Here is a 24449-nt window from a genome sequence, read left to right on the forward strand (position 1 = left end):
AAGGCCGCAAAGGACAGTCGCCGGGTGCGACTGTCCTAAAGTGAAGGGTTACGAGGCTCCGTTGGTCTTCACAGAAAGCTATCAAGAATCGGCTTCCACTCGCCATTCTGATTGTCGAACTGCGGAATATGCGCGAGGCTATGAAGTAGCTTCACATCTTCGCCCAGTGTGGCCTGCCAGTCCTTGGCTTCGGTGAGGATGACGCCGATGCCGACGACCTCGCCACCTGCCTTGCGCACCAACTCGACTGATCCCTTGAGACTCGAACCCGACGCCACGACGTCGTCCACCACGACCACGCGTTTTCCCTCGAGAAGCGGGATTGCCTGACGATCGAGAAGCAAACGCTGCTCGCCCTTGGAGGTGATGGAAGAAATCGTCTGCACCAGTGCATCGCCGAGATGGATTTTCGGCGACTTCTGCAACACGACATAATCGTCAAGACCAAGCGCGCGCGACACTTCAATCGCTACCGGAATGCCGAGCGTTGCAGCGCCGACGATCACATCGGGCTTCAGTGGCGCCAGCTTTTCGGCCAGCGCTTTGCCCACATGTTTTCCGAAGCGAACACCGAGATCAATGACCATCATCAGGGAAATGGCGAAGTTCGGATTGATCGGCACAATCGGCAGATCGACCTTGCGGCCTGCCACATCGACGGTCCAGACCTGTCCATTGCCGGAAAGTTTCGTGCTGTCTTCAGTCATCGTTTTATGTCCTTGGTATTGAGCCGTGATTCAACCAGCAGGCCAACGTTGCGCCATGTGGTGCGCTTGCGCTTGGTGTCGAAGCCATAAATGGCCAGCGAAAGCGAAATGGCATGCGCCATGCGGATTGCCTGCACCAGAAGCGGAACACCGCGCGCCAGCGCAAAACGCAGGCGCATCGGGAAGGAGACGTCATCGATTTCCATGCCGCGGGCGCGCTGCGCATCCGCGATACGTTCGAAATCCTCGCGCAGCATTGGGATGATGCCAAAGGTCAGCGACAGCACTAGCGTTACCATAGGCGGCAGACGCGCAGCGCTTGCCGCTGCGAGAATGGAACCCGGCGTGCTGGTTTCCATTACAAAGTAGAAGGCAGCCGTGGTCGTCACCAGTCGCGCCGCCATACCGGCGGCAATCGGCAGCGTGTCCACGAAGGCCATACCTTGCAGCACGAGATTGAGAATCCAGCTCGCCATGACGAGCAGCGTCAACAGCATCGCCCCCTTGAGATAGCCGCGCAGGCCCGGCACCTTGACCAGCACCAGAAACCCGACCGTCACCAGTGCCAGCGGCACGCCATAATGCCAGCCAGGCACCAGCCAGGCTGCAAGCATGACCAGAAAAGCCGCGACGAGCTTCACGAAGAAGTTCAAATCGTAGAAGATTTTCATGCGGCTTCTCCCGTCTCGACGACACGCGGTTTGGGCCAGCCCAGTGCGCCATAGGCATCGGAAGCCCAGGATGCATCAACATCGCCATCGAAAGTGACATGGCCGTTATCGAGGATCATGACACGGGACGACACATCGTCCACCAGTTCCAGATCGTGCGAGATCAGCATCACGGCACGGTTTTCGCTGAGTGCGGTTTCGAGGAACAGTTCCAGCATACGGCGACCGTTGAGATCGCGTGCCAGAAGCGGCTCATCGAGAATGGCAACCGAAGCGCCCGCCGCTTCCGCACAGGCGAGACCAAGCAAGGCCTGCTGCCGCGAGGAAAGCGCGAACGGGTTGGTTTCCTCGTGGCCGCCCAGACCATATTTGTACAGGCATGCCGTTGCGCGGGCGGTGATGGCATCATCCCTCGGCGCGCGGGTTGCCGCTGTGATGGCGAAGACCACCTCTTCCAGCACCGTCATGTTGAACAGAATCCGGCGCATGTTCTGCGGCAGATAGGCAACCGAACGGGCACGCTTGGCCGCCGTCCACTTGTCGGCATTCTCGCCGCCAATGGTTATAGAACCGGCCGCAATTTTCTGAAGGCCCAGAATGGACTGGAACAGCGTGGTCTTGCCCGCACCGTTCTTGCCAATCAGACCGACGACCTCGCCCGCCCGTATCTGGAAATTCACGTTTTCAAGAACCGGCTGGCCATCACGGCGCTGAAGCTGCGTCTTGATGCCCGACACGGAAACGAGCACCTGACCATCGGCTTTGCCACCGGCAAGGCGCTTGCGCACCGCCACAGGCGGCAGAACACCCGCATCTTCCCAGGCTCCCGCATCATTGATGATGGAAGCAAGCGGCACGACAGGCGCAAGCTTGCCTTCCTTCACCAGGCCGACATCAGTGATGACGGCCTGCAAGGAGGCAGGATCCTGTTCGGCAATCAGCAGGGCCGGAATTTCCGCTCCGAGCTTTTTGAGAACCCGCACGAGTCGATGGCGCGCCGCCGGATCAAGACCCGTGGTCGGCTCGTCGAGGATCAGGAGCTTCGGCTCGGCAGCCAGTGCGGCGGCCATGGCCACCATGCGCCGCTCGCCGCCCGAAAGGGTCAGCACGCGACGGCCACGCAGGGCGTTCAGTTCCAGCTCGTTGAGAAGATCGTCAATTCGCGTGCGGACGGCGTCTTTGGTAAGGCCGCGATTTTCCAGCGGAAAGGCAATCAGGTCTTCGACGCTGAGATCCCAGAGCTGGTCTTCCACATTCTGCGAAACCACACCGACCGTGCTGAACAGCTCATCCTTCGATATGGAAGAGATGGGCTTGCCGTTCAGCGTCACATCGCCGCCAAAAACCTGCGGGGTAATGAGACGCGGCACAATGCCGGATGCAGCGTTGAGCAGCGTGGTCTTGCCACTGCCGCCCGCGCCGCAGACCAGAAGGCGTTCGCCGTCACGGATTTCGAGGCTGGCCTCGGCGATTGCCAGTACGGAATCGCCAAAGCCGACTTTAATATTCTGCAGTTGGAGCACTTTTCCGGGCCCGTTCTCAGAAACGTGTGAAACCGGACGGATGCGCGCCCTTGAGAATCTTCAGAGCCGGAACGACCAGCAGCGGGGTGCCGATGAGCATCGGAACTATATCGGAAAGACCGAGATACATGACGGCCCACCAGAACGGGAAAATGCCCAGATAGGCAAGGCTGGCCGAAACGGCCGCAACCATCAAGAGGCCAACAATAAGGCAGGTCGCTGCAATTTTAATCAGCGTTGCGCGATTGAAAGTCGTGGTCTTCGGATCGAACAGTATGCCGGGGATCAGGCCGGTTAGGCCAACCATGATGCCGTCGATGAGTAGCGAATGCGCAGGAATAAAGGTGCCAGCGAGTAGCGACCAAATGATTGTACCGAGATAACCACAGATGAAGCCGCTCTTGCGGCCCAGCAGAATACCGACTAGCGGCGGCAGGAAAGCAAAAATGCGCCACTGGATCACACCCGGAACCAGCTGGATCGGATTCGCATAAGCCCAGAGAACGCCCGTTGCCGCAGCGGCAACGATGGAAAGAACGATCGGAAACAGTGTATTTCCGTCGTTATGGATGGTGGTTGAGTTGGACATTGTCTTATTCCCGTAAAGTGTCTCCCGTCTGCTTAAAGCAAAAGCCATGCCGCTTGGCTGTCGCTGCGGGCGAAAGAGACTTTATTGTAATGGCGTGAGGCTATCCTGTCGGCATTTCTGTAGCGATAAAGCACTTCCGGCAAAAACACCCGGCCTTCCGAAGAGTCAAGCGGAGTCACGCCTGCAAAGCAAAGAGTCACATCATACCGGACGTTGCCAGAAGAAAACCATTCTCAAAGGTTGTCTCACCATCAGGAAAAGGGTCGTTGGCGTCATCCTGGCGATCTCTGCCGTGTTGTTGTTATACGATCTAAGCTGCACAGTTGTTATGTCCGCCACTCCTCAACCTAGGCGTTTGCAATGGCTGGAAGGGCTTCTTGACAGCATGTTTTTCCATTCGCGCGCGTATGGAACGCGGAACATCACTTCCACATGCTTCGCATCCGTGCGCCGACGTCGATGCGGACATTGCGCGCGCTGGCTTCGCTGGCGGTTGCTGCTACTTTGGGCCAGTTCGCCGTCTCAAATAAATGAAGGAGTGTGGCGGGGATGAATCGCGTTCGCGAAGCATATACATGCCGGTCGCCCTTCGCATTTTGCCCATAGGTAAAAAAACGTTGCGGTGTAATGAGAGCAAGATTGTCGCGGGCCCGTGTCATGCCGACATAAAGCAGGCGGCGTTCCTCTTCCAGCTCGGCCGTCGTTCCCGCCCCCAGATCAGAGGGCATACAGCCGTCAACGACGTTGAGCATGTAAACGGAGCGCCATTCCTGACCTTTGGCGGAATGAATGGTGGAAAGGATGAGATAGTCCTCATCAAGAAGCGGCACGCCAGCCTGATCGCTCGTTGCATCCGGTGGATCAAGCGTAAGCTCGGTGAGAAAGCGTTCACGGTTCGGATAGCCGTTGGCGATCTGTTCGAGCTGAACCAAATCCGCCTTGCGTGTATCGTGGTCTTCATGAAGACGTTCAAGATGGGGCTCGTACCAGACGCGCGCCAGGCCGATTTCTCCTGGCCAACCGCCTTCGGCTTTTCGAAGGCTGGAGAGGAGATCAATAAAAGCTGGCCAGTCGTCCCCACTTCTTGGCGGTGGCGGAATTTCTGCAAGCGACTGCAAAGGTTCCGGGTCCAGGGCAATGGTGTCAAGAATCCTGCCAGCCGTTTGCGGGCCAACGCCGGATAGCATCTGCAAAAGGCGGAAGCCCGCAACACGGTCGCGTGGATTCTGCGCAAACCTCAATGTAGCGAGCAGGTCTTTCACATGCGCACTGTCGAGGAATTTCAGTCCGCCGAATTTCACGAAGGGGATGTTGCGACGGGTAAGTTCGACTTCCAAAGCGCCACTATGGCTCGACGTGCGAAACAGCACCGCCTGCTGTTTGAGCCTGACGCCCACCTCACGGTTCGCCAGGACCTGCTCGACAATATAGTTCGCCTGATCGCTCTCGTCCCGAACCGTTACAAGCATGGGCCGTTGCTCCGATTGACGATCGGTCCAGAGGTTCTTGGTAAACCGTTCGCGGGCGAGACTGATCACTCCATTCCCGGCAGCAAGGATGGGCTGTGTTGAACGATAATTGCGATCGAGTGTGATGACGTCGGCTGGCTTTGGAGAAAATTCCTTGGGAAAGTCGAGGATGTTGTGAATGGTTGCTGCGCGGAAGGAATAGATCGACTGCGCATCATCACCAACAACCGTCAGACCATGCCCGCTCGGTTTCAGCGCCAACAGGATCGATGCCTGAAGGCGGTTTGTGTCCTGATATTCATCAACCAGAACATGGTCGAAACGATGACCGACATCCTCGGCAAGCGCGGCATCCGACATCATCTGCGCCCAGTAAAGCAGGAGATCATCATAATCGAGCACATTTTGATGCTGTTTGGCGTCCACATAGGCGGCAAAGAGCTGTTTCAACTGCTCTTCCCAACCAAGGGCACAAGGATAGGCATTCTTTAACACCACGCCGATTGTACTCTCGGAATTGACGACCCGCGAATAGATTGCGAGACAGGTGCCCTTGGTTGGAAAGCGGCTTTCCATTTTCGAGAAACCCAGTTCATGACGAATGAGGTTCATGAGATCGGCGCTGTCTTCTCGGTCATGAATGGTAAAGTCGGCGCTGAGCCCGATCTGTTGGGCGTAAATGCGCAAAAGACGCGCGCCCATTCCATGAAATGTTCCCGCCCAGGCCAGAGCGTCCGTCATGACGGACGAATGATCGCCAAGCACTTGTTTGCAGATACGCTGGACACGCCTGGCCATTTCGGACGCCGCGCGACGCGAGAATGTCATCAACAATATCCGGCGCGGATCAGCGCCATTGACGATCAGGTGAGCCACACGATGCGCCAATGTGTTCGTCTTGCCCGATCCAGCACCCGCGATGATCAAAAGTGGACCGCCGATCGTACCATCCGGCATGGCGACGCCATGCTCGACCGCTTGTCGCTGGCGATCATTCAGTTTTTCCAGATGGGCCGCTGCCATATGTCCTCGTCACGCATGAGTGGTTTTGAACACGGGACCGCGGGTAATCGGCTGACATGTCCATGCGTATTTTATTAGAGCATTCGAAACAAAAAGGGAACAAGCTTGCCTGTGCATTTGGCAATGCTTACCCGCCGGCTCCCGATTATGGGATCAGAATCTGATGAAACTATAATTTCTAGAGATTTTATGTATTTTAGAAAAATAGCTCTTATGTGCTCACCGACAGTACTTAATATGCGTCTATGCCCTCTGGCACACTGACAAAACGCGGCTAGCGGGGATCCGACCTCGTAACCTCATTTGGACAGCGCTGTCGGCCGGGTCCGCCAATTGTGATCTCTCAAATGTCACCCTTTCCGTCTGACTGGGCAGCAATGCTTCATTGCGGAATGGAGCATTCGCTCGACTGATAAAGGCCACGCTGATGTCCCGCCCCCTGATCTATAATGGTTTTCTCCATCTCACACCAAATCACCACGCCCACGGCTACTGGCGGACACCTGAGGGCCAAGTGCAATACGGCTACTCGAAGCTGGAACCCTATGTGGATGTTGTGAAGACCCTTGAGCGCGGTCGCTTGGACACGTTGTTCATTGCCGACGTTTCCGGTGTGTACGATTTCGAACACACGATCCGCGCCGGTTCACAGTTTCCGTCTGCCGACCCGATCACTATTCTCTCGGCGCTTGGACTGGCTACCGAGCATCTTGGTTTGGCTGTCACCAGCAACATCATCCAAGCCCATCCATTTGCCTTCGCCCGTCAGCTATCATCTCTTGACCACTACACGAATGGTCGTGTTGGCTGGAACATTGTCACCAGCTATCTGACCAATGGCTTCCAGAATTTCGGCTACGACACAATCACCCCGCATGACGACCGCTATGGCTGGGCGCAGGAATATCTCGATGTGACCTACAAGCTCTGGGAGCTTTCCTGGGAAGAGGGCGCCATCCTGCACGACGCGGCCACCAACCGCTTCTTCGACCGCGACCGCATTCACCGTATCGATCATGTCGGGGAGCGGTATCGCGTGGCCGGTCCGCATATTGTTGAACCTTCCCCGCAGCGTACGCCGGTGTTGTTCCAGGCGGGCAACTCGACCGCAGGTCGTGAATTCGCGGTGCGAAACGCCGAGGTGACCTTTTTACCGTCGGCTACGCCGGAAGCGGCCCGACGCGATATTGAGATTCTTGACAATCTCTTGACGCAGAATGGCCGCGATCCACGTTCGCTAAAGAAAATCGTCACGCTTTCGACAGTAATTGGCTCGACCGAGGAAGAGGCGAAGCGCAAGCAGTCCTATCTCCATGACAATACGGATTTCGATGCATTGCAAGCTTTTCTGAGTGGCGGGAGCGGTATCGACTATTTCAGTATTTCCCCTGATACAACGCTCGGCGAACTGAAACACCGCTACGACACCAGCGAGCATGTGCGTAGCGGCTTCCGGCGCATTTTGGACGCCAATCCGAACCTCGACCTGGACGCGACCTGGGGTGAGCATCTCGTCAAGACAGCGCTGCTGCCCGGTCGCTTTGCCGGCACGCCGGAGCAAATTGCCGATGAGGTTCAGCGCTGGGCTGACGCAGGCGTCGACGGCTTCAACGTCGTGCCAATCACCACGCTTGGTTGGTGGGACGAGTGGGTCGATAACGTTGTTCCTGTCCTTCAAGCCCGTGGTCTTGCCCAGACGGAATACGCCCCCGGCACGCTTCGCGAAAAACTCTTTCGCAACGGTGATCGCCTGCCTGAAGCGCACCATGCCCGCAAGCTCAGCCTCAACTCACGAACGACTACGAAATCGCCCGAACCGGCGCTTTGATCTTTACGATTTCATCAATTCACGAGCAGACATTATGAAGAAGACGAATACGGCGAACATTTTCGCATCCGTGCTGACAATTGCGATACTGCCGCTTACCAATTTCCTGTCAACGGGTGCGATCGCCGCCACCGGCGCGGATGATCCCAATCGCATCGCTGGCGGCACAATCACCTACGTCCATGAACAGGAACCGCCATGCTTATGGGGCGGGTGGGTCCAACAGGCCTATCTTTCTCGGCAGGTTTTCGATTACCTCGTGAGTTACAGCGATGACGGGCAAATCAAGCCCTGGCTTGCCACGAACTGGAGCGAGTCCGAAGATCGCAAAACGATCACCTTCCGTCTGCGCAAAGATGTGGTCTTCACGGATGGCGACAAGTTTAACGCCGACGCCGTGGTCGCAAACTACCCGGCTTGGGAAAAAGGCATCGGTTGGCACGGTTTCACCTATATGACCGGCTTTACCAAGGTCGATGATTTCACAGTCGAACTCCATCTTTCCGAGCCAAATCCAGAAATCTACAACATATTGGCGAATGGCCATTATGGTTTTCAATCTCCCAAATCACTTGCCGAGAACACGAAAGAACAGAAGTGCCTAACGCCTGTCGGCACCGGACCCTGGAAGATAGAGAACTGGGCTCGTGGCAGCGGCATCAGTTTCGTGCGCAACGACGATTACAACTGGGCACCTGAAAATGCCCATCATAACGGTCCGGCTTACGCGGAACGGCTCGAATGGAAATTTGTGCCAGACGCCACAACACGGTGGGGCGCCATTATCAGTGGCGAAGCCAATGTTGCCTATCAACCACCGTCTGTTCAGTGGAAGAACGCGCAACAAGAATTCCAGACACTGTCTTTTGTTGCGACGGGCCGACCGCAGGGTCTATCGTTCAACGTTGCACGTGGACCTTTCGCCGACAAGCGCCTGCGCCAGGCCTTCGTCTACGCCATAGATCGTCAGCGTATCGTACAGGCAATATTCAAAGGAACGGCGCCCTTCGAGGGCAATGGTTCGTTGAGCAAGACGACGCCACTCTACAACAACGTGGACGCTGCCTATTCTTTCGATCCATCGAAAGCGAGCCAACTACTCGATGAAGCCGGCTGGACAGAGCGTGACGCGAATGGTTACCGTGCTAAGGATGGCAAGACCCTGGAGGCGCGCCTCCCGTTCAATCAGGCGATTATCAATACCGAAGGTGCGACGGCTCTCCAGGTCATTCAGGATCAGGTCAAGGCTGTTGGCATCAAAGTGAACCTCATTCCGTTGACACAAACGGAAGGTTTTGCTGGCGCTTATTCCAAGCCGGATGAAAAAGAAATCAGCTTCGGTTATTGGGTTTGGCCGTCGCCGAACATTCTGGACATCGTTTACAACCATCAGCTCAACGGCCGCCCCAACGGCAATAACACCTCATTTTTTAATGATCCCACGGTAGAGGCCGAGATCATCGACGCGCAACGCGAAGCAAATCCGAAGGTGAGGCTTCAAAAATACGGCGCGCTTCAGAAATGGTTTGACGATCAAGCTGTGGCGATCGGCGTCTATAATTTCACCTACAATGTTGCGGTCACAAAAGACCTGAGAGGTCTCTGGCAGGACCAGGGAAATGGGCTTCTGAACTTTTATGACGCCTACTTCGTGAAGGATTGAGCGATGGCTATCGACACCTCTATCATTGATACGGTGCCGATAGGGCACACTAAGGTCCGTCCATATCCTGCCTTCGGCATCCTGCGAACGGTGCTGCTGAAAGTCGGATCGGCGATCTTCGTGCTGTGGGGAGCGGTGACCATTACCTTTATCGTGCTGGCGATCCTCCCCGGGGACCGTGCGACCATTCTGCTCAACATCACCTCAGGACAGACGATCACACGGACGCCGGAGGAACTAGCACCGATCAACGCGATGTATGGGTTCGATCAACCCATATTGACGCAATATATCGGCTATGTAACCGGGTTGCTGCACGGCGACCTGGGGACGTCTTTCGAGTTGCAGCGCTCGGTCGCCAACATTATCGGCGAGCAGATCGCCCCCACTTTCACGCTCGCCGGCTCCGCACTTTTGCTCGCCTGGATATTCGCTGTCCCCTGGACGTTGTTCACAGCCGGACGTAGCCGTCGGCTTGGGGCTTTCGGCTCGGCCACGGAGACTATCATGGCTGGGCTGCCACAATACTGGATCGGTATCCTGTTGCTGATCGTTTTTGCCATCGGGCTACGCTGGTTTCCCGTAATCGGGGGAACAGGTTTCATGAATAGCGTGTTGCCAACCGTGACGCTCGCCATCCCTCTTGCCGGCTTCCTCGGGCAATCCATCAGAAGCGAATTCGATCGGACGATGCGCGAACCCTTTGTGCTGTCGGCGAGGGCGCGTGGCATGAGCGGGTGGGGTGTACGCGCACGCCACGTCCTTCGACATGCGCTAATTCCCGGCGTTACCCTTAGCGGATGGGCGATTGGACATCTACTATCCGGGACCGTTCTCGTCGAGACGGTATTCGCGCGACCGGGGTTGGGAGCCATCGTCGTCGATGCTGTTAGCAACAAGGATTTTGCTCTGGTGTCTGGCTGCGTCATCCTCAGCAGCTTTTTGTACGTGGTGATCAATCTCGTTCTCGATCTGATTTACCTCATCGTCGATCCACGTTTGCGAGGTGCGGCATGAGCGATATCGCCACTGGCGCTAGTTCCGAAACAATTGCGGGAAAAGTGCTATCGAGGATTGTCGGAACCCCATTTTCCGTAGTTCTTTCCGCGATTGTGGTGCTGTTCTTTATGATCGCCGCCATCGCGCCCTCAATTCTCTCCACGCACTCTGCATTCGATACCGACCTTTTGGCTTCCTTGGCGTTACCGAACGTGGATCATTGGCTTGGTACTGACGAAATTGGTCGGGACCTATATAGCCGCATTGTCTGGGGAACGCGTGGATCGTTGCTGATTGGCGTCGGAGCGATGGCCGTAGCTTTCGCTGGCGCTACAGTGCTGGGCTTCACCACCGCTCTTGCGCCTCGCTGGATCGCGGAGCCAGTAAACCGTATCCTCGAAATACTACTGGCGTTTCCGACGCTTTTGTTGGCCCTGCTTTTTGTGGCTTTGCTCGGTCCATCGGCCACGAGCCTTTTGATATCGGTCGGTCTGGGAACCACGCCGGGATACGCCCGGCTGATCCGGGCCCAGACGCTAAAAGTGAAGCAGTCCGGCTATGTCGAGGCGGCCAGAGCGCTCGGCCATCCATGGCGGACAGTTTTCATCCAACACATCGCGCCAAACGCGTTCCGCCCACTGGTTGGTCTCGTGGCTCTTGGCATTGGTCAGTCTGTCGTCTGGGCCTCTGGTCTGTCCTTTTTGGGGCTCGGTGTTGCACCGCCCTCTCCCGAGTGGGGTGCGCTTTTGGAGGCGGGGAAGGCCAACATCACGGTTGCCTGGTGGCTCGAAATATTTCCGGGTCTCGCGATCGTTCTTGTAGCATTGTCGTTTACGCAGATCGGCCAGTATCTCCAGGATATCGCAGAAGGAAATACCCGCCGATGACGTTTGATACCGAAGTTTCAATCGCGCGAACCACAGGACCTTCAGCCAGCAAAAAACTGTTGGAAGCCCGTGGGTTGAATGTCTGGTTTACGGATCAAGATGGCGTACGAAAGCACGTCGTCAAGAGCGTCGATCTTGATCTCCACGCTGGCCAATGCATCGCGCTCGTCGGCGAATCCGGTTCCGGCAAAAGTGTGACTGCTCGTTCTCTTGTGGGACTGGCGGGGGAGAATGCGATCGTCGCGGCCGACACGCTCACCCTTGAAGGGCAGACGCTTCTTGGACGTCCGGATTCATGGTGGCGGCGCGTGCGTGGCGCAAAGGTTGGTTTTATCCTGCAGGATGCATTGGTCTCGCTCGACCCATTGCGACCGGTCGGAAAGGAAATCGATGAGGCTTTGTCGCTTCACAATTGGGGCACGCGCCGGACGCGCCGCGAGAAGGTGTTGCAGACACTAGCAGATGTCGGTGTGCCTGAGCCGGAATTGCGGGCAAGGCAAAGGCCAGGTGAGCTTTCGGGCGGCTTGCGCCAGCGAGCGCTCATAGCCTCGGCCATCGCTCTGCAACCTGACATCGTGATTGCCGATGAACCCACCACGGCTCTTGATGTCACTGTGCAGGCGCAAGTCCTTGCCGTCTTGAGACAGATGCTCTCCCGCGGCGCCAGCATCATTTTGATCAGCCATGATCTTGCCGTGGTTGCCAAGCTCGCGGACGTCATCCTCGTGATGAAGGGTGGCGAAATCGTCGAGGCCGGACCGAGCGAACAGGTCCTTAGCCAACCGCGGCACTCCTACACACAACAACTCATCGATGCGATCCCGAGCGAGCACACAAAGGGCACGCGCCTTTCAGCAAACAATCCCGTCTTTACCCCTGAACTTTTCACCTCACCCGACCGGCAACGTTCAGAGAACGAACCGCCGCTTCTGGACGCACGCAATATTGTCAAGAGTTTCCGCGGACCCGACGGCGTCCGCCGTACAGTTGTGAAGGACGTGTCATTCAGGCTCGGACGCGGCGAGACTCTGGGGATCGTTGGCGAGTCAGGCTCCGGTAAGAGCACTTTGGCTCGCATCGCGCTGGCGCTCGAAACACCCGACGACGGTGAAGTGCGCTTTCTCGCGCAAAAATGGAGCCACGCTACGCCAGCCGAGCAACAGCAGATCCGAAGGCGCATCTCGGTCGTCTATCAGGATCCGCTATCTTCATTTGATCCGCGCTGGCGAGTGTCGCGCATTCTGACCGATGCGATAATCCTCGGGGATCCAAATAACGCCGGTCGGGCTCGAAATCGGGCGACCGAATTGCTCGAGACCGTGGGCCTGACAAAGGCCCATCTCGACCAGTGGCCACTGCGCATGTCGGGCGGACAGCGACAACGTGTTGCTATAGCGCGCGCCATCGCGACCAACCCAGAGATCATCGTCCTCGACGAAGCCGTGTCGGCTCTTGACGTCTCTGTGCAAGCGCAAATCCTCGACCTTTTGTCCGATTTGCAGACGCAGCTAGGGGTCAGTTACCTGTTCATTTCTCACGATCTGGGCGTGATTCACCATATGAGTGACCGCGTCCTCGTCATGCAGAATGGCGTTGCTGTTGAGCAAGGAACGGCGGACGAAGTCTTCTATCATCCCCATCATATCTACACGCGAAAGCTGCTCCAATCTCTTCCGCGTCTGGAATACACCCGACTGCGCAAAGCAGCCTCTTCACGGTGAGACCCATTCCCGAAAATTTTATCCAGGAACAGCGAATGTCCAACAACAATTTCGTATGGCCGCATGTGCCAACGGAGGATTTCGAACGGCTTGCAAAGCGCTTTCGTCCCGTCTTTGATGAAATCAGACAAGGCGCGATCACTCGTGATCGCGATCGGTTACTTCCTTATGAAGCTGTTAACCTCTTACGGAAGAGTGGCTTTGGCGCGCTTCGCGTCCCAACTGAATTTGGCGGCGACGGCACCAGTCTGACGACCCTTTTCGCCTTGCTGACGGAACTGTCTGAAGCGGATTCGAATCTGACGCAGATCCTTCGTGGTCACTTTGGCTTTGTGGAAATTGCACTGCACCATGCAGATAAAAATTGGTCCAGACGCTGGCTCGAAGCAGCCGGTAATGGCGCGCTTTTTGCACCGGCCCATACCGAGCCTGGCGTCTCCCAGCACGGCAGTTTTTCAACGGTCGTGACCGGGGAGGGCAACAAATTAGAGCTGAACGGAACAAAATATTATACAACCGGCGCGCTTTACGTCGATTGGATCCATGTCACCGCAAACCGTGGAGATATTGTCGTCACCGTTCTCGTCCCTACAAATGCGAAAGGCGTAACTATCGTCGATGATTGGGACGGCTTCGGTCAAACGCTCACGGCCAGCGGCACGGTGGTCTATGATCACGTTTCGATTGCAGAAGCAGACATCCAGCCCACCGTCGGCTGGGCAGTTCATGTGCCGTCCGTATATCAGCTTATCCATCTCGCAACCCTTTCTGGAATAGGACGCGCCGCGGTACGTGAAACTGCCGCCTATCTCGATAATCGCCAGCGCACTTACGCCCACGGCAATACTGGTACCGCCAAGCATGATCCTCAAATACTCCAGGTCGTCGGAGAAGTGGTTTCGAAGGTCTACAGTGCGAATGTAGCGACGTTTAACGCCGCCACAGCATCGGAGAGGTTTTTCAAGAAGCTCATCTCCGGTGACGTTAGCGAAGATGATCGCGCGCGGCTCGAGATTGAAGTCTATCAGGCCCAGATATCCACCGTGACGCAGATATTGGAAGCAACGGCAGCGCTTTTTGGCGGGCTCGGTGCCTCTGCACTGAGCCGAGGGCGTGGCTTTGATCGGTTCTGGCGAAATGCAAGGGCGATTTCCTCGCATAACCCCCTGATTTACCGCGGGCGTCAGATTGGTGATTTTGTGGTCAACGGCACCCTGCCGCCTGCTCAGTTTTCGATACCTCTTTCGTCACTGCGTTCTGGCGGTCAATTCAGAGATCAAAACGAAGAAGCTCTAGCTTAAGATCGACCTAATATTCCGGTCCTTGCCAAACTATGTTGCGGGTGTCAGGGTTTGGTGAGGCAGGCACGACTTCCGGACGTTTGAAGACAACTCCATTCGTTAGATCGAATATTGAAAATCGTGAGCGAGGTCTATAGTCAGCTATGAGCCTTTCGGGCACCATCGTAAAATTTATCGGAAAAGCCACTCAGGGATGAAAAATCCAAACCGTACTGTTGTCGTTGAATATAAAAACAGACGCGCTCGCAAGGACAACGCCTCCTTGTGGGGAAATCTCGATTTGAAATCGTTAGCCCGTGAAGTGGAAGCGGATGCGACACTCCCGTTGCCAGAGGCTTCTGTAACGCCTGTTCTCGCCCCGCCGGTGGTGAGCAACGCTGAGGTGGAACCGGCTGAAACCGCGCCCCTGGCCGAACCTGTCACTGCCATTCCCGCTGAAGCACCGATCAAAACTGCAAAACCAAAACCAGACATAAGAGCAGGAGAGATTGCGCAGGAGGAGGCCTCGGTTCGACGCCCGTTAAAAAAATCAGGACGGCGGAAACAGGTGAAAAGTCGAACAGTCGCTGAGCCCGATATTCAGATTGAATTGTCCTCTCTCGAAACCGAAAACGCAGTCTTGAAGCGCGAATGGGCTGCAAAGCTGCGCGCGGAGAATGATGGCTTGCTGTTGATGCTGAAACGCTTCGAACAGCGGTTGAAATGAGAGGCCGCTGCGACGGCGGATTGACTCCCGCTGACGATTAACTCTGGTCGCTGGAATGCGAACAAACCCTTGCGGGATGCGTGGCATCGCGCAACGTTCAGAGCCCATGCGCGATGCGGATTTGCATGCTCCCATGTTTCGCCCATAAGCGGATTTTGTTTTGATGATGCTTTGCCGGATCGTTGCGTCTCAGGCGAAGGCGACATCGCTTTCCGTCAGTTCCGCAAGTGTAACGTTTTCGATGATGAATCCGCTTCCCGAACCGTCAGTGCTCACGAAAACGCCGTCTTCTGTATCGACTGATGCGGCGACAAAACTTTCAAAATTCGCGATCGCGTCGATACCGCGCAACAGCAGAACATCACCGCTGTCCACGTTGAAATCGGTGACCCGGTCAAGGCCTGTGGACTGGACGGAGGCATCATCCCAGATGAATGTGTCGGAACCGCCTCCTCCAGAGAGGACGTCGGAGCCCGGTCCACCGAGCAATCGGTCTGAACCGTCGCCACCATTCAGTTCATCATTACCCTCTCCTCCAAGAATACTGTCGGAACCGCTGGCGCCATAAATATAATCATCGCCTCCGCGACCATCATAGGTGTCGTGACCACTAAAACCTTCCCGAAACGTCTCGGAACTGGTGATGCGATCATCGCCATCCCCGCCGAATATCTGGGCGCCTCTGGTCGCTGAACGGACATCGAGATCGAACTTTTCGATCGTGGCGTAGGATGCGGCGTTAAAGGTGAAACCGGGAGCAACATCGTCAAAATTGACCGAGAGCGTATCGACGCCTTCGCCACCGTCGACACTGCCAAAACCGCCATCGGAGTAAATTGAAAACGTATCGTCACCGGCGCCCCCCGACATCTGAAACCAGTAACCGGCATAATAACTATCCTGCACGCCCGCCGAAAAACTGTCATTACCGTCGCCGCCCATCATAATGTCGTCATCGGCGAAGCTACTGACGAGTATGTCGTCGCCGGTTCCGCCAATCAAAGTGTCTGAGCCCTGGTCACCAAACAGAAAATCGGCGCCATCGCCGCCATTGAGGGTATCGTCGCCCTCATCGCCGTAAAGCGTGTCATTACCCCGACCGCCCAGCAGCGTATCGTTCCCTTCATCGCCGGAAACGTCGTCATCGCCATTGCCACCATCAATGATATCGCTGCCGCTACCGCCCCGGATTTGATCTTCTCCATCCCAACCCCGGATTTGATCCTGTCCAGCTCCGCCAGAAATCTGGTCATTTCCATTTCCGGCCACGACCTGATCGTCCCCATCCCCCGCCCGAATGTTGGCGAACGAGAAACCGGATGCGTCGATGGTGTCACCGCCCGCGCCGGTCTGAAGGTTCAATCGTTCGAGATCCGTAAAATAGAGGTGGGCGTCACTGACGGCTGGGTCACCCCAGTAAGCGTGGCCTTGCGGCGAATTGAACACAACCGCATCCGTCTGGTTCGACAGATCCACGACGAGCGTATCAGTCCCGGCTCCACCACGAGCGGCGCCACCGACAAAGTTGAATATGAGGCGGTCATTGCCTGCTCCACCTGTGAGTTCGTCGAACCCGGACGCATCGCCCGCACTGGTCGTCAGGACGTCATCGCCCGTCCCCCCATCAACAATGTCATTGCCGAGCCCGCCTTCGACAAAATCATTTCCGGCCAGACTCCAAATGCGGTCATTTTCATCCGAACCCACAATATTGTCGGAATGCTCTGTTCCCACGATCTTCGCCATAACGATCCTCCTCGTTTTTGAGAGGAGAGCATAACTGTAAATGATCGCTCTATTAAGTAAGTTTATATTACGACGATATTATACTTATTAATTTGAAATATTTTATTTATTGTTCGTTTTTATTTTGGAAATACCATGTTAATGGCGCGTCTTCACCTAATTAACCCATCCCCGCGATTGTGGAATATCTTCAGAACACTTGCGTCTGGTCATACGGTGGTGATCGGTTTATCGTTGCTTAGGCTATTATGCTATCGAGATGAAACAGACCGTATCTCTTCATATCCACTTAGCAGGAACAGGGGATAAACCGACAATGAAATCATGGGGCGAGCGGCTCGTTGCGGGGCTCAAAAACTGGCGGTCACATAAAGGCGACAGTGCGGTTAGCGAAGTGCCTGATATTGAAGGCGAGTCCGCGGATCGCCTGCAGCAGCCTGACGCAGCGTCGCATGCAAAGCTCTCGATCAAGGTCACAACCAAACGCCACGATGAAACAGCCTTCAGGCCAGATCCTGACGGTGAGCTGGAATATTCACCTGTGGCGGCCGTGGACAAGCCGCAAGCGGACGAGGTCCCGTCAAGCTTGGGGCAGTCAACCAGAGACCTGCCACACGTCGATCTCACGGCGTCATCATCAGGTAAGAAGCCTGCTCAAAAGCGCGCCCGAGCAAGAAAATCTCGATCCGAAGACCAATCAACGGCAAAAAAAGGTACTGGCGATCCAGTCGGCGGAAGAGGGCGCAGAAACGGATGCTGCAACGGTGTTGTCACGTTAAGTTTCTCTGGCCGGAAAGGCCAGGGGCTCGTAGATATTCAGGCGAAACAGGCCGCAATTTTCCATGCATCGAAAGCTTCGAGGCGATGGTAGCGAATTGTGTGTGCGGCTCGGCGACGAGATGGAACAGAGAAACAATTGCGGGTCGCTGAGTGCATGGAGACGAACCGTTGCAACGCTCCAGTTGACCGATGACCTTGCATGGTTCGCTCCCGTTTCCTAAACGGCAGATGGCTATTTTCGGCCCGATTATTGAGGCCCTTGTGCGACCAATGGTCAAGGCCGGGTGCCACTTCTGCCTTTGCTGCACCGTAGGAGCGGAGCTTATCGGTGATGATCCGTTTGGGAGCAAAGCCATAGCGCTTCATTAACGCCACAAGCAATCGCTTTGCCGCCCTTTTATCACGCCGCTTCTGCAAGATTTCTTCGAGAACGGAGCCATGTTGATCCACCGCACGCCAAAGCCAGAATTTTTCTCCAGCGCATTTGACGACCACTTCGTCCAAATACCAAACATCGCCGGGGCGCGCCTGACGCCGCCGCAAGTTGCGTGTGATCTGGGGGCCGAACTTGGCGATCCAACGACGAACTGTCTCGTATGATACGTCGATTCCACGCTCAAGCAGCATTTCTTCAACTTCACGCAGACTAAGGTTGAACCGCAGATAAAGCCACACCGCATGAGCAACGATCTGTGGCGGAAAACGGTGACGCTTGAAGATGATATCTGATGTCTGCATCGCCAAAATTTACGCCCAAACCGTCAGGCAGGCAACTGCAGCCCAGTTAACGTGACAACACCCGTGCGGCCGCCAGGATCACACGTGTCGCGAAAAGTGAGAGTACTGATCGACTTTTTTGTAGAGCGTTTCGCGACGGTCTCTGGGGAAGCGCCACGCGGGAGAGCGTAAGTCTATGTCGAATGATGACGCTTCTGAAACGCCGCGCCCCAGTCGCGCATCGCCATTAACACTGGCGCAAGCGTCTGCCCGAAGGGAGTGAGCGAGTATTCAACGCGTGGTGGGACTTCGGCAAACACTTCGCGAGCCACAATCCCGTCGGCTTCTAGCTCGCGGAGCTGCATCGTGAGCGAGCGCTGGCTCGGGTCGCCGACCAAGCGTCGTAGCTCACCAAAGCGTCGTGGACCGGCGAGAAGCCGATAAATGATCATCGGCTTCCATTTTCCGCCTGTAACCTCAACGGTCGTTTCGACGGGGCACTTCTGGCCAGCAGTCATCATGCGCTCCAATAGTGTACATCCTACCCCTATAGGCAAAACTGTTGCCTACTTGCAAGTAGGATCATGTTGGACCTAATTAAGGACAGATATCCGAAAGGTGAGTTATGCGAGCTGCTTTTTACGACCGACAGGGATCGGCTAAAGACGTGTTGACCGTGGGCGAACTTCCTGATCCGCAGCCCGGCGCGGGAGAGGTTCGCGTGAGGATGGTCTTCTCCGGCATCAATCCCTCCGACATCAAGACGAGAACCGGATTTGGCGGCAAGGCCATGCCATTTCCCAGGATCGTGCCGCACCAAGACGGGGCGGGGATCATCGATGCCGTCGGTTCTGGCGTGCCCGATACGCGTATTGGCGAGCGGGTCTGGATCTACATGGCGCAGTGGGGTAGGCCGTTCGGTACTGCGGCGGAATTCGTCGTCGTGCCGTCCCTTCAAGCCGTAAAGCTTTCCGACAACGTGTCGTTTGAGATCGGGGCCTCGCTTGGCGTTCCAGCAATGACCGCACATCGATGCCTGTTCGCGGACGGCGACCTGCGCGGCAAACGAGTACTTGTCCAAGGTGGAGCAGGGGCCGTTGGTAATGCGGCAATTCTGCTTGCAAAATGGGCGGGTGCATGGGTGGCTGCGACGGTGAGCCGAGAAGACCAAGCAGAGGTCGCGCGGCAGGCTGGGGCAAATCTCGTCATCAACAGACACGAAGAGGATGTCTCAAAGCGAGTACGGTCGGCAACCGGCGACCATGGTGTCGATCGTATTGTCGATGTCGATCTCTCTGCAAACATCGACGCGGCGATCTCCTGCCTCGCCCGCGACGGGGTCGTCTCGGCCTACTCGACGGAGTCGCCGCAAGCTAAGTTAGCCATCCCATTCTTTCCCGCATTGCTCGGCGGATTCTCGTTTCGTTTCGTCTACGTTTATACGATGCCGGAAGCCGCTATGCGGCAGGCGGCCGAAGAGATTTCGGCCTGCGCTGCCTCTGCGGCATACTCTCCGCAAATCGCGAAGACATATCCCCTTGACGCCGTGACCGAAGCACACGAATTGCAGGAGAGCGGCAAAGCTGTCGGCAAGGTCCTTGTTCGACTAGCGCACCGAAACTGCTAGTGTTAAGTTTGGGCGTTGAACGCGATGGGTTTCGGTATTGGCGCCCCGTGATGTTCGAGAGGCTGTTGCCCTTTTGATTTTGCTCTGTCCTTCATTTAGTTGACGCGCACCTATCGATGCCGTGTATCAGCAGATGGCGAACTGGCTCCCGCTCCAAGAACTCCGCCACCACATGCTTAAGGACATGCCGCTGTCCGGGAAACGGAACCATGCCGAGGGCTTCGCTGATCTGGACCCATCTATATTCGCTGTGTTCATCGTTGATCACGACCTCCATGTCAGCGTCTACAAAGCCGACAAACACAGGGAACATGCTGATCGCATCGCGATCGGCCTCATAGAATTGCTCACATATGTCTGCTGAATAAAGCTGGTGGCACGTTAAACCGGCTTCCTCGTGGACCTCACGTATCGCCGCTTCCCAGGCTTTTTCACCATCTTCGATGCCTCCTGAGATTTGGCACCATTCTCCAACCAGCGTCCCGTTGCGACGCAGGAGCAGGACCTCATACCCGACAGTCACCTTGCGAAGGATGACAACAGAGACTGCGAAGGAGCGGATAGGCATTTCGGCCATACATCTCTCTACGTTCAAGCGAACGACTGCCACTATTGCGAACGTCGTGATCAGCAGTGATCGGAGGCAAGTTGCCTACCTACCCCTGCGGGGGCCTCGCTCTGGGTTACGACAATCGAGTTTACGATATAGGCCACCGGTGGAGATTGAGGCCGCCGACTAATGCTTGATGGTGCGACCGGTATTTGAGGCGGCTATCGATCATCGAGTATGCCTCATGAACGCGCTGTAACTTGCTGCCTCCGGTCGTAGACGGCCATCCTCATTCCAGTCTTTCCAGCCGTTAAATTTCAGAGGTGGTTGATTGTCAAGGGTGAGGAGGTGGCGTTGCAATCCACCCTTATACTTTTCCAATCGCTCGGCATCCGCAGATCCGTCATCGTATCGAATGGCGGCTGCGATGCCGAACGCCGCGAATGGCGGGAGAACCGTGTAACCCATGTAATGAAGCGTAAAGTGTAATGGCCACAGGATGAGGTCCAAATCTCCGTTACGCCCATTGTGATCGAACGTCGATTCTGGCCCCCCTGCTGTCACCGAAACGACCGCCCGTTTCCCGCGAAAATGCCCCGCGTCGTAGCGCTCCCTGCTGGTGAACAGACCATAGACAAAGACCCTGTCCAGCCAGCCTTTGAGAATGGCGGGCATCGAAAACCACCAGATCGGGAACTGGAAGACAACGAGATCCGCGTCCTCCATCTTTACAATCTCCTCGGCAACATCCCGGCTGGTGATATTGCGCTCGAACGCATGCCGCTGCTCCGTCTGAACATCAAAAACATCAGATCGCTTGCGCTCGGAAAAATGCTCAGCGGCCTCGACAGGGTTGAACCCCATAGCATAGAGGTCAGAGATTGCGACCTCGGCGCCTTGCGCGGTTAACGTCTCATAGATGATGTCCCTGAGCTGGCCGTTAAACGAGCGCGGCTCTGGATGGGCGTAAACAATGAGGGCTTTCATGTTCGGGATCCTGTTGCGTGTCCAGTCTCATGACGCCTCATAGCTACCGTCTTCCTTGTGCGTCTCATTTCCCCTGAGGGCAGGGGTGAACACGCAGACGAGATGGAGACCCTGTTCGAACGCCCGCGCAATGTGTCGCTCGTTCTTATCGAGAGTGTAGATTGAGCCGACGCGAAGTTGATGGGTAGTACCGGTCGTCAGATCAACGACCTCTCCGGCCCCGCCCACGCAATAGTTGGTCTCGACATGATGCTTGTATTCGAGCTCCAGGGCAGCTCCAGGCGATACATGGGTGTCGTGCAGCGAATAGCCGAGGCCGTCATCTTTCACGAGCAGGCGTGTGCTCTGCCAACCGGGTCCGCTTGCCGAGCGCTCGGTACCGCTGAAATCGTCCACATTGACTACGATCATGGATCTTCCTTTCCAGTAATGTTGTCTCGCAACTACGCCAAGATCTTTTCGACCAATAGCGCGAGGTTGAGAATTGGACTGGCGGTTCAATGCCGAATAACCGCATCGGCCTTCAGCTCGTGCCTGTTGACATGGACGATGAAGGCATGGTCCCCGAGGCGTTCGAACAAGCTGCGAAGGCTGGGGGCCTTGCGGCTCTCTATGTGACACCGACGATTGACAATCCGACGACCGCGACAATGTCGCGGAGCCGTAGGCAGCGGATAGCAGAGGTCGCGTTGGAATACCGCGTCCCGATCATAGAGGATGAACCCTATGTGCCGCTCTTGCCGAAGCCTCAGGTCTCTTTGGCATCCCTCGCTCCGGCGATGACGTGGCACGTTGCAACATTGTCCAAGTGCGTGACAGCAGCCCTTCGCCTCGGTTACGTCTCGTGCCCTTCACCAGCGGATGCTGACGAACTGGCCGCCATGCTGCAGGCAATGACGATGATGGCGTCACCATTGTTCGCTGCCTTGGCAACGCATTGGATAAACAACGGACTCGTTCAAAAGACTGCAGCCTCAATACGGCAGGCCAACCACGCACGACAAAAAATCGCCGCCGGTATTTTCGCCGGATATGATCTACGAGCTGATTTCAATGCTTCGCATATCTGGCTCAAGCTACCTGAACCGTGGCGCGGGAATGATTTTGCCTATCAGGCCCAACGCGCCGGGATTATGATTCTTCCAAGCGGCAGTTTTGCCAACAATCAGCAGGAAGAGGAAGCGGTCAGAATTTCCCTTGGTGCTGCACCTGATCAAGAGGTATTGCGTCGAGCGCTTGTTGAACTCCGGCAAATCCTGGAACAAAACAGGCCCTTCAACCTGCGAGCTCTCGTCTGATTGCGTTAAGCACGAGCACTCTTTTATTCGAGGTGAAGGCGGGCTTCTGGACAATTCATCCGGCGGCGCCGCGACGCATATTATCGACGCGGTGGACAATGACCTTCAGGACAACCAACACAGCCCTTGGGGGCCCTGCTTCCATTACAGGACCCATTCTGAACGAGGGTGTGCCTGAGCTAAGCGAGTACGGCTTTCGGCTCTAGAAATGCCTCAAGGCCGAACACTCCATACTCGCGGCCGATGCCCGACTGCTTGAAGCCTCCGAAAGGAGCAAGCGGTTCGTGGGGTGCCCCGTTGATGACGACGCGTCCGCTGTCGAGCCTGTCCGCAAGCGCCTGCATGCGTGCCACGTCGCTGCCATGCAGGTAGGCTTGAAGTCCATAAGGAGTGTCGTTAGCGATCGAAACGGCTTCGTCATCATCGCGGTACGAAATCACGGACAGGACTGGTCCGAATATTTCCTCTCGCGCGATTCGCATCTGGTTGTTGACGCCGGTGAAAATCGTCGGCCTCGTAAACCATCCGCGAGGCAGCCCTTCAGGCCGACCCGGCCCCCCCACCAGCAGGCTAGCGCCCTCCTGCATCCCCAGCTCGATATAGGACTGGACGCGATCGTACTGCTTCTGGCTCACCATCGGCCCGATCATCGCGTCCGGATCGCTCGGAGCGCCGACCTTGAAAGTCTCGGCCTGCTGCTTCAGTCTGGCAAGGACGTCGTCGAGCATATGGTTCGGAACCAGAATACGGGTACCCGCAATGCACGCCTGCCCGCTGTTGATGAAGCCCATCCGCAGTACAGCAGGAATGACGACGTCAAGATCCGCGTCATCGAGGATGATGTTCGGTCCCTTGCCGCCAAGCTCCAGGGTGACGCGCTTGAAGCTATCGGCAGCACTTCGCAGTATTTCCCTGCCAACCGCCGTGGATCCGGTGAAGGTCACCTTCGCGATATCAGGATGCCGGCTGAGTTCCGCACCGACGACATTGCCGAACCCGTTGACGATGTTAAAGACACCCTTCGGCAGGCCTGCTTCATGCAGACACTCCGTCAGGATCTGCGTCTGGATTGCACTCATCTCGCTCGGCTTGATGACGATGGTCGAACCGGCGGCGATGGCGGTTGCGAGCTTCGAGGTGATGAAGCCGATATTACTGTTCCAGGGGGTGATGGCCGCGGCGACACCAGACGGCTGCATGACCACGCGGGCGCGGCCGATCTTCCGTTCGAACTGATATTCTTCCAGGACGGCTGCCATAGTGGCAAAGCTTGATGCGGCATGTGGGACAGAAAACCGTGTGAAGACTTGCGGCGCCCCATACTCAAGTGCCATGGCTTCGGTTAAGTCTGGCACGCGCGCAAGAACAGCCGCGTTCAACTGCTCAAGCATGTCGATGCGCTCAGCTTTCGCCGTGCGCGAAAAGGCGGGAAATGCACGCTTTGCCGCGGCCACGGCTTCTCGAGCGTCTTCGGCGCCGGCAAGCCTGACTGTGCCGATCTTCTCTTCCGTGGATGGATTATGGAGATCGGCCATCTCGTTGCCCTTAGGCGTGACGAACTGTCCCTCGATATAGATTTTGTCGATGTTTCGCATCTGAAACTCCTTTTTGCTTTCCGAGCTATATCTGGCATTCCGGCCCTGTCCTGATAAGGTGG

The 24449-nt window shown here is 56.2% G+C and carries 22 protein-coding genes; 10 read left to right on the forward strand and 12 right to left on the reverse strand.

Going from position 1 to position 24449, the window contains the following annotated elements:
* Positions 1–68: 68 nt before the first annotated feature.
* The 5 genes from QLQ11_RS21370 to QLQ11_RS21390 all read right to left on the reverse strand — a co-directional run bounded on the left by QLQ11_RS21370 (position 69) and on the right by QLQ11_RS21390 (position 5982).
* Positions 69–707: a phosphoribosyltransferase family protein gene (locus tag QLQ11_RS21370; RefSeq protein ID WP_283735474.1), complete on the reverse strand. Its 639-nt coding sequence runs from the start codon at positions 705–707 to the stop codon at positions 69–71.
* Complete coding sequence (locus QLQ11_RS21375; RefSeq protein ID WP_283735473.1) at positions 704–1378, reverse strand: energy-coupling factor transporter transmembrane protein EcfT; 675 nt, start codon at positions 1376–1378, stop codon at positions 704–706. The genes QLQ11_RS21370 and QLQ11_RS21375 overlap by 4 nt, the downstream gene beginning before the upstream one ends.
* A complete protein-coding gene (locus QLQ11_RS21380; RefSeq protein ID WP_283735472.1) occupies positions 1375–2901 on the reverse strand; it encodes an ABC transporter ATP-binding protein in 1527 nt (508 codons plus the stop codon). Before QLQ11_RS21380 ends, QLQ11_RS21375 begins: the two co-directional genes overlap by 4 nt.
* A 16-nt stretch (positions 2902–2917) precedes the next feature.
* A complete protein-coding gene (locus QLQ11_RS21385) occupies positions 2918–3490 on the reverse strand; it encodes an aminotriazole resistance protein (RefSeq protein WP_021586547.1) in 573 nt (190 codons plus the stop codon).
* 422 nt (positions 3491–3912) lie between these two features.
* Complete coding sequence (locus QLQ11_RS21390; protein WP_283735470.1) at positions 3913–5982, reverse strand: ATP-dependent helicase; 2070 nt, start codon at positions 5980–5982, stop codon at positions 3913–3915.
* A gap of 427 nt (positions 5983–6409) precedes the next feature.
* Here QLQ11_RS21390 and QLQ11_RS21395 point away from each other — a divergent pair, with 427 nt between their 5' ends.
* From QLQ11_RS21395 to QLQ11_RS21425, 7 genes are all read left to right on the forward strand, one after another.
* Entirely contained in the window at positions 6410–7810 is a 1401-nt protein-coding gene (locus QLQ11_RS21395) for an NtaA/DmoA family FMN-dependent monooxygenase (protein WP_283735469.1), read from the forward strand.
* Between the two features lie 34 nt (positions 7811–7844).
* Positions 7845–9473, forward strand: coding sequence for an ABC transporter substrate-binding protein (locus QLQ11_RS21400; protein WP_283735468.1), 1629 nt, complete (start codon positions 7845–7847; stop codon positions 9471–9473).
* A 3-nt stretch (positions 9474–9476) separates the two neighbouring features.
* Positions 9477–10490 (forward strand): ABC transporter permease, encoded by a 1014-nt coding sequence (locus tag QLQ11_RS21405; RefSeq protein WP_283735467.1) that lies wholly within the window; start codon positions 9477–9479, stop codon positions 10488–10490.
* A complete protein-coding gene (locus QLQ11_RS21410; protein ID WP_283735466.1) occupies positions 10487–11359 on the forward strand; it encodes an ABC transporter permease in 873 nt (290 codons plus the stop codon). Before QLQ11_RS21405 ends, QLQ11_RS21410 begins: the two co-directional genes overlap by 4 nt.
* Positions 11356–13080: an ABC transporter ATP-binding protein gene (locus QLQ11_RS21415; RefSeq protein WP_283735465.1), complete on the forward strand. Its 1725-nt coding sequence runs from the start codon at positions 11356–11358 to the stop codon at positions 13078–13080. Before QLQ11_RS21410 ends, QLQ11_RS21415 begins: the two co-directional genes overlap by 4 nt.
* A gap of 35 nt (positions 13081–13115) precedes the next feature.
* The gene (locus QLQ11_RS21420; RefSeq protein WP_283735464.1) at positions 13116–14381 is read left to right on the forward strand and encodes an acyl-CoA dehydrogenase family protein; all 1266 of its coding nucleotides are present in this window, start codon (positions 13116–13118) and stop codon (positions 14379–14381) included.
* Between the two features lie 193 nt (positions 14382–14574).
* Positions 14575–15087 carry a hypothetical protein gene (locus QLQ11_RS21425; RefSeq protein ID WP_283735463.1) on the forward strand — a complete coding sequence of 171 codons (513 nt, stop codon included), beginning with the start codon at positions 14575–14577 and terminating at the stop codon, positions 15085–15087.
* Between the two features lie 189 nt (positions 15088–15276).
* On the opposite strand, the gene QLQ11_RS21430 is transcribed toward QLQ11_RS21425, so the two are convergent.
* Positions 15277–16833, reverse strand: coding sequence for a calcium-binding protein (locus QLQ11_RS21430; protein ID WP_371836013.1), 1557 nt, complete (start codon positions 16831–16833; stop codon positions 15277–15279).
* Positions 16834–17324: 491 nt separating this feature from the next.
* On the opposite strand from QLQ11_RS21430, the gene QLQ11_RS21435 reads away from it, so the two are divergent.
* On the forward strand, positions 17325–17612 hold the full coding sequence (locus QLQ11_RS21435; protein ID WP_371836014.1) for a hypothetical protein: 288 nt from the start codon (positions 17325–17327) through the stop codon (positions 17610–17612).
* Positions 17613–17649: 37 nt separating this feature from the next.
* Here QLQ11_RS21435 and QLQ11_RS21440 read toward each other — a convergent pair whose 3' ends face one another.
* Both QLQ11_RS21440 and QLQ11_RS21445 read right to left on the reverse strand, forming a co-directional pair.
* The gene (locus tag QLQ11_RS21440) at positions 17650–18351 is read right to left on the reverse strand and encodes an IS6 family transposase (RefSeq protein ID WP_283735755.1); all 702 of its coding nucleotides are present in this window, start codon (positions 18349–18351) and stop codon (positions 17650–17652) included.
* Positions 18352–18524: 173 nt separating this feature from the next.
* Positions 18525–18848: a helix-turn-helix domain-containing protein gene (locus tag QLQ11_RS21445; RefSeq protein ID WP_283735759.1), complete on the reverse strand. Its 324-nt coding sequence runs from the start codon at positions 18846–18848 to the stop codon at positions 18525–18527.
* Between the two features lie 107 nt (positions 18849–18955).
* Here QLQ11_RS21445 and QLQ11_RS21450 point away from each other — a divergent pair, with 107 nt between their 5' ends.
* Entirely contained in the window at positions 18956–19957 is a 1002-nt protein-coding gene (locus tag QLQ11_RS21450) for an NADPH:quinone reductase (protein WP_283735459.1), read from the forward strand.
* 91 nt (positions 19958–20048) lie between these two features.
* On the opposite strand, the gene QLQ11_RS21455 is transcribed toward QLQ11_RS21450, so the two are convergent.
* The 3 genes from QLQ11_RS21455 to QLQ11_RS21465 all read right to left on the reverse strand — a co-directional run bounded on the left by QLQ11_RS21455 (position 20049) and on the right by QLQ11_RS21465 (position 21905).
* Positions 20049–20534, reverse strand: a complete 486-nt coding sequence (locus tag QLQ11_RS21455; RefSeq protein WP_283735458.1) for an NUDIX pyrophosphatase — start codon at positions 20532–20534, stop codon at positions 20049–20051.
* Positions 20535–20735: 201 nt separating this feature from the next.
* Positions 20736–21494, reverse strand: coding sequence for an NAD(P)H-dependent oxidoreductase (locus QLQ11_RS21460; protein ID WP_371836015.1), 759 nt, complete (start codon positions 21492–21494; stop codon positions 20736–20738).
* A 27-nt stretch (positions 21495–21521) separates the two neighbouring features.
* Entirely contained in the window at positions 21522–21905 is a 384-nt protein-coding gene (locus QLQ11_RS21465; RefSeq protein ID WP_283735455.1) for an ectoine synthase, read from the reverse strand.
* Positions 21906–21994: 89 nt separating this feature from the next.
* On the opposite strand from QLQ11_RS21465, the gene QLQ11_RS21470 reads away from it, so the two are divergent.
* Positions 21995–22792 (forward strand): aminotransferase class I/II-fold pyridoxal phosphate-dependent enzyme, encoded by a 798-nt coding sequence (locus QLQ11_RS21470; RefSeq protein ID WP_283735454.1) that lies wholly within the window; start codon positions 21995–21997, stop codon positions 22790–22792.
* A 179-nt stretch (positions 22793–22971) separates the two neighbouring features.
* On the opposite strand, the gene QLQ11_RS21475 is transcribed toward QLQ11_RS21470, so the two are convergent.
* Complete coding sequence (locus QLQ11_RS21475; protein WP_371836016.1) at positions 22972–24387, reverse strand: aldehyde dehydrogenase family protein; 1416 nt, start codon at positions 24385–24387, stop codon at positions 22972–22974.
* Between the last annotated feature and the right edge of the window lie 62 nt (positions 24388–24449).

Origin of the sequence: Ochrobactrum sp. SSR (assembly GCF_030067775.1) — a bacterium.
GTDB classification, from domain to species: Bacteria; Pseudomonadota; Alphaproteobacteria; order Rhizobiales; family Rhizobiaceae; genus Brucella; species Brucella teleogrylli.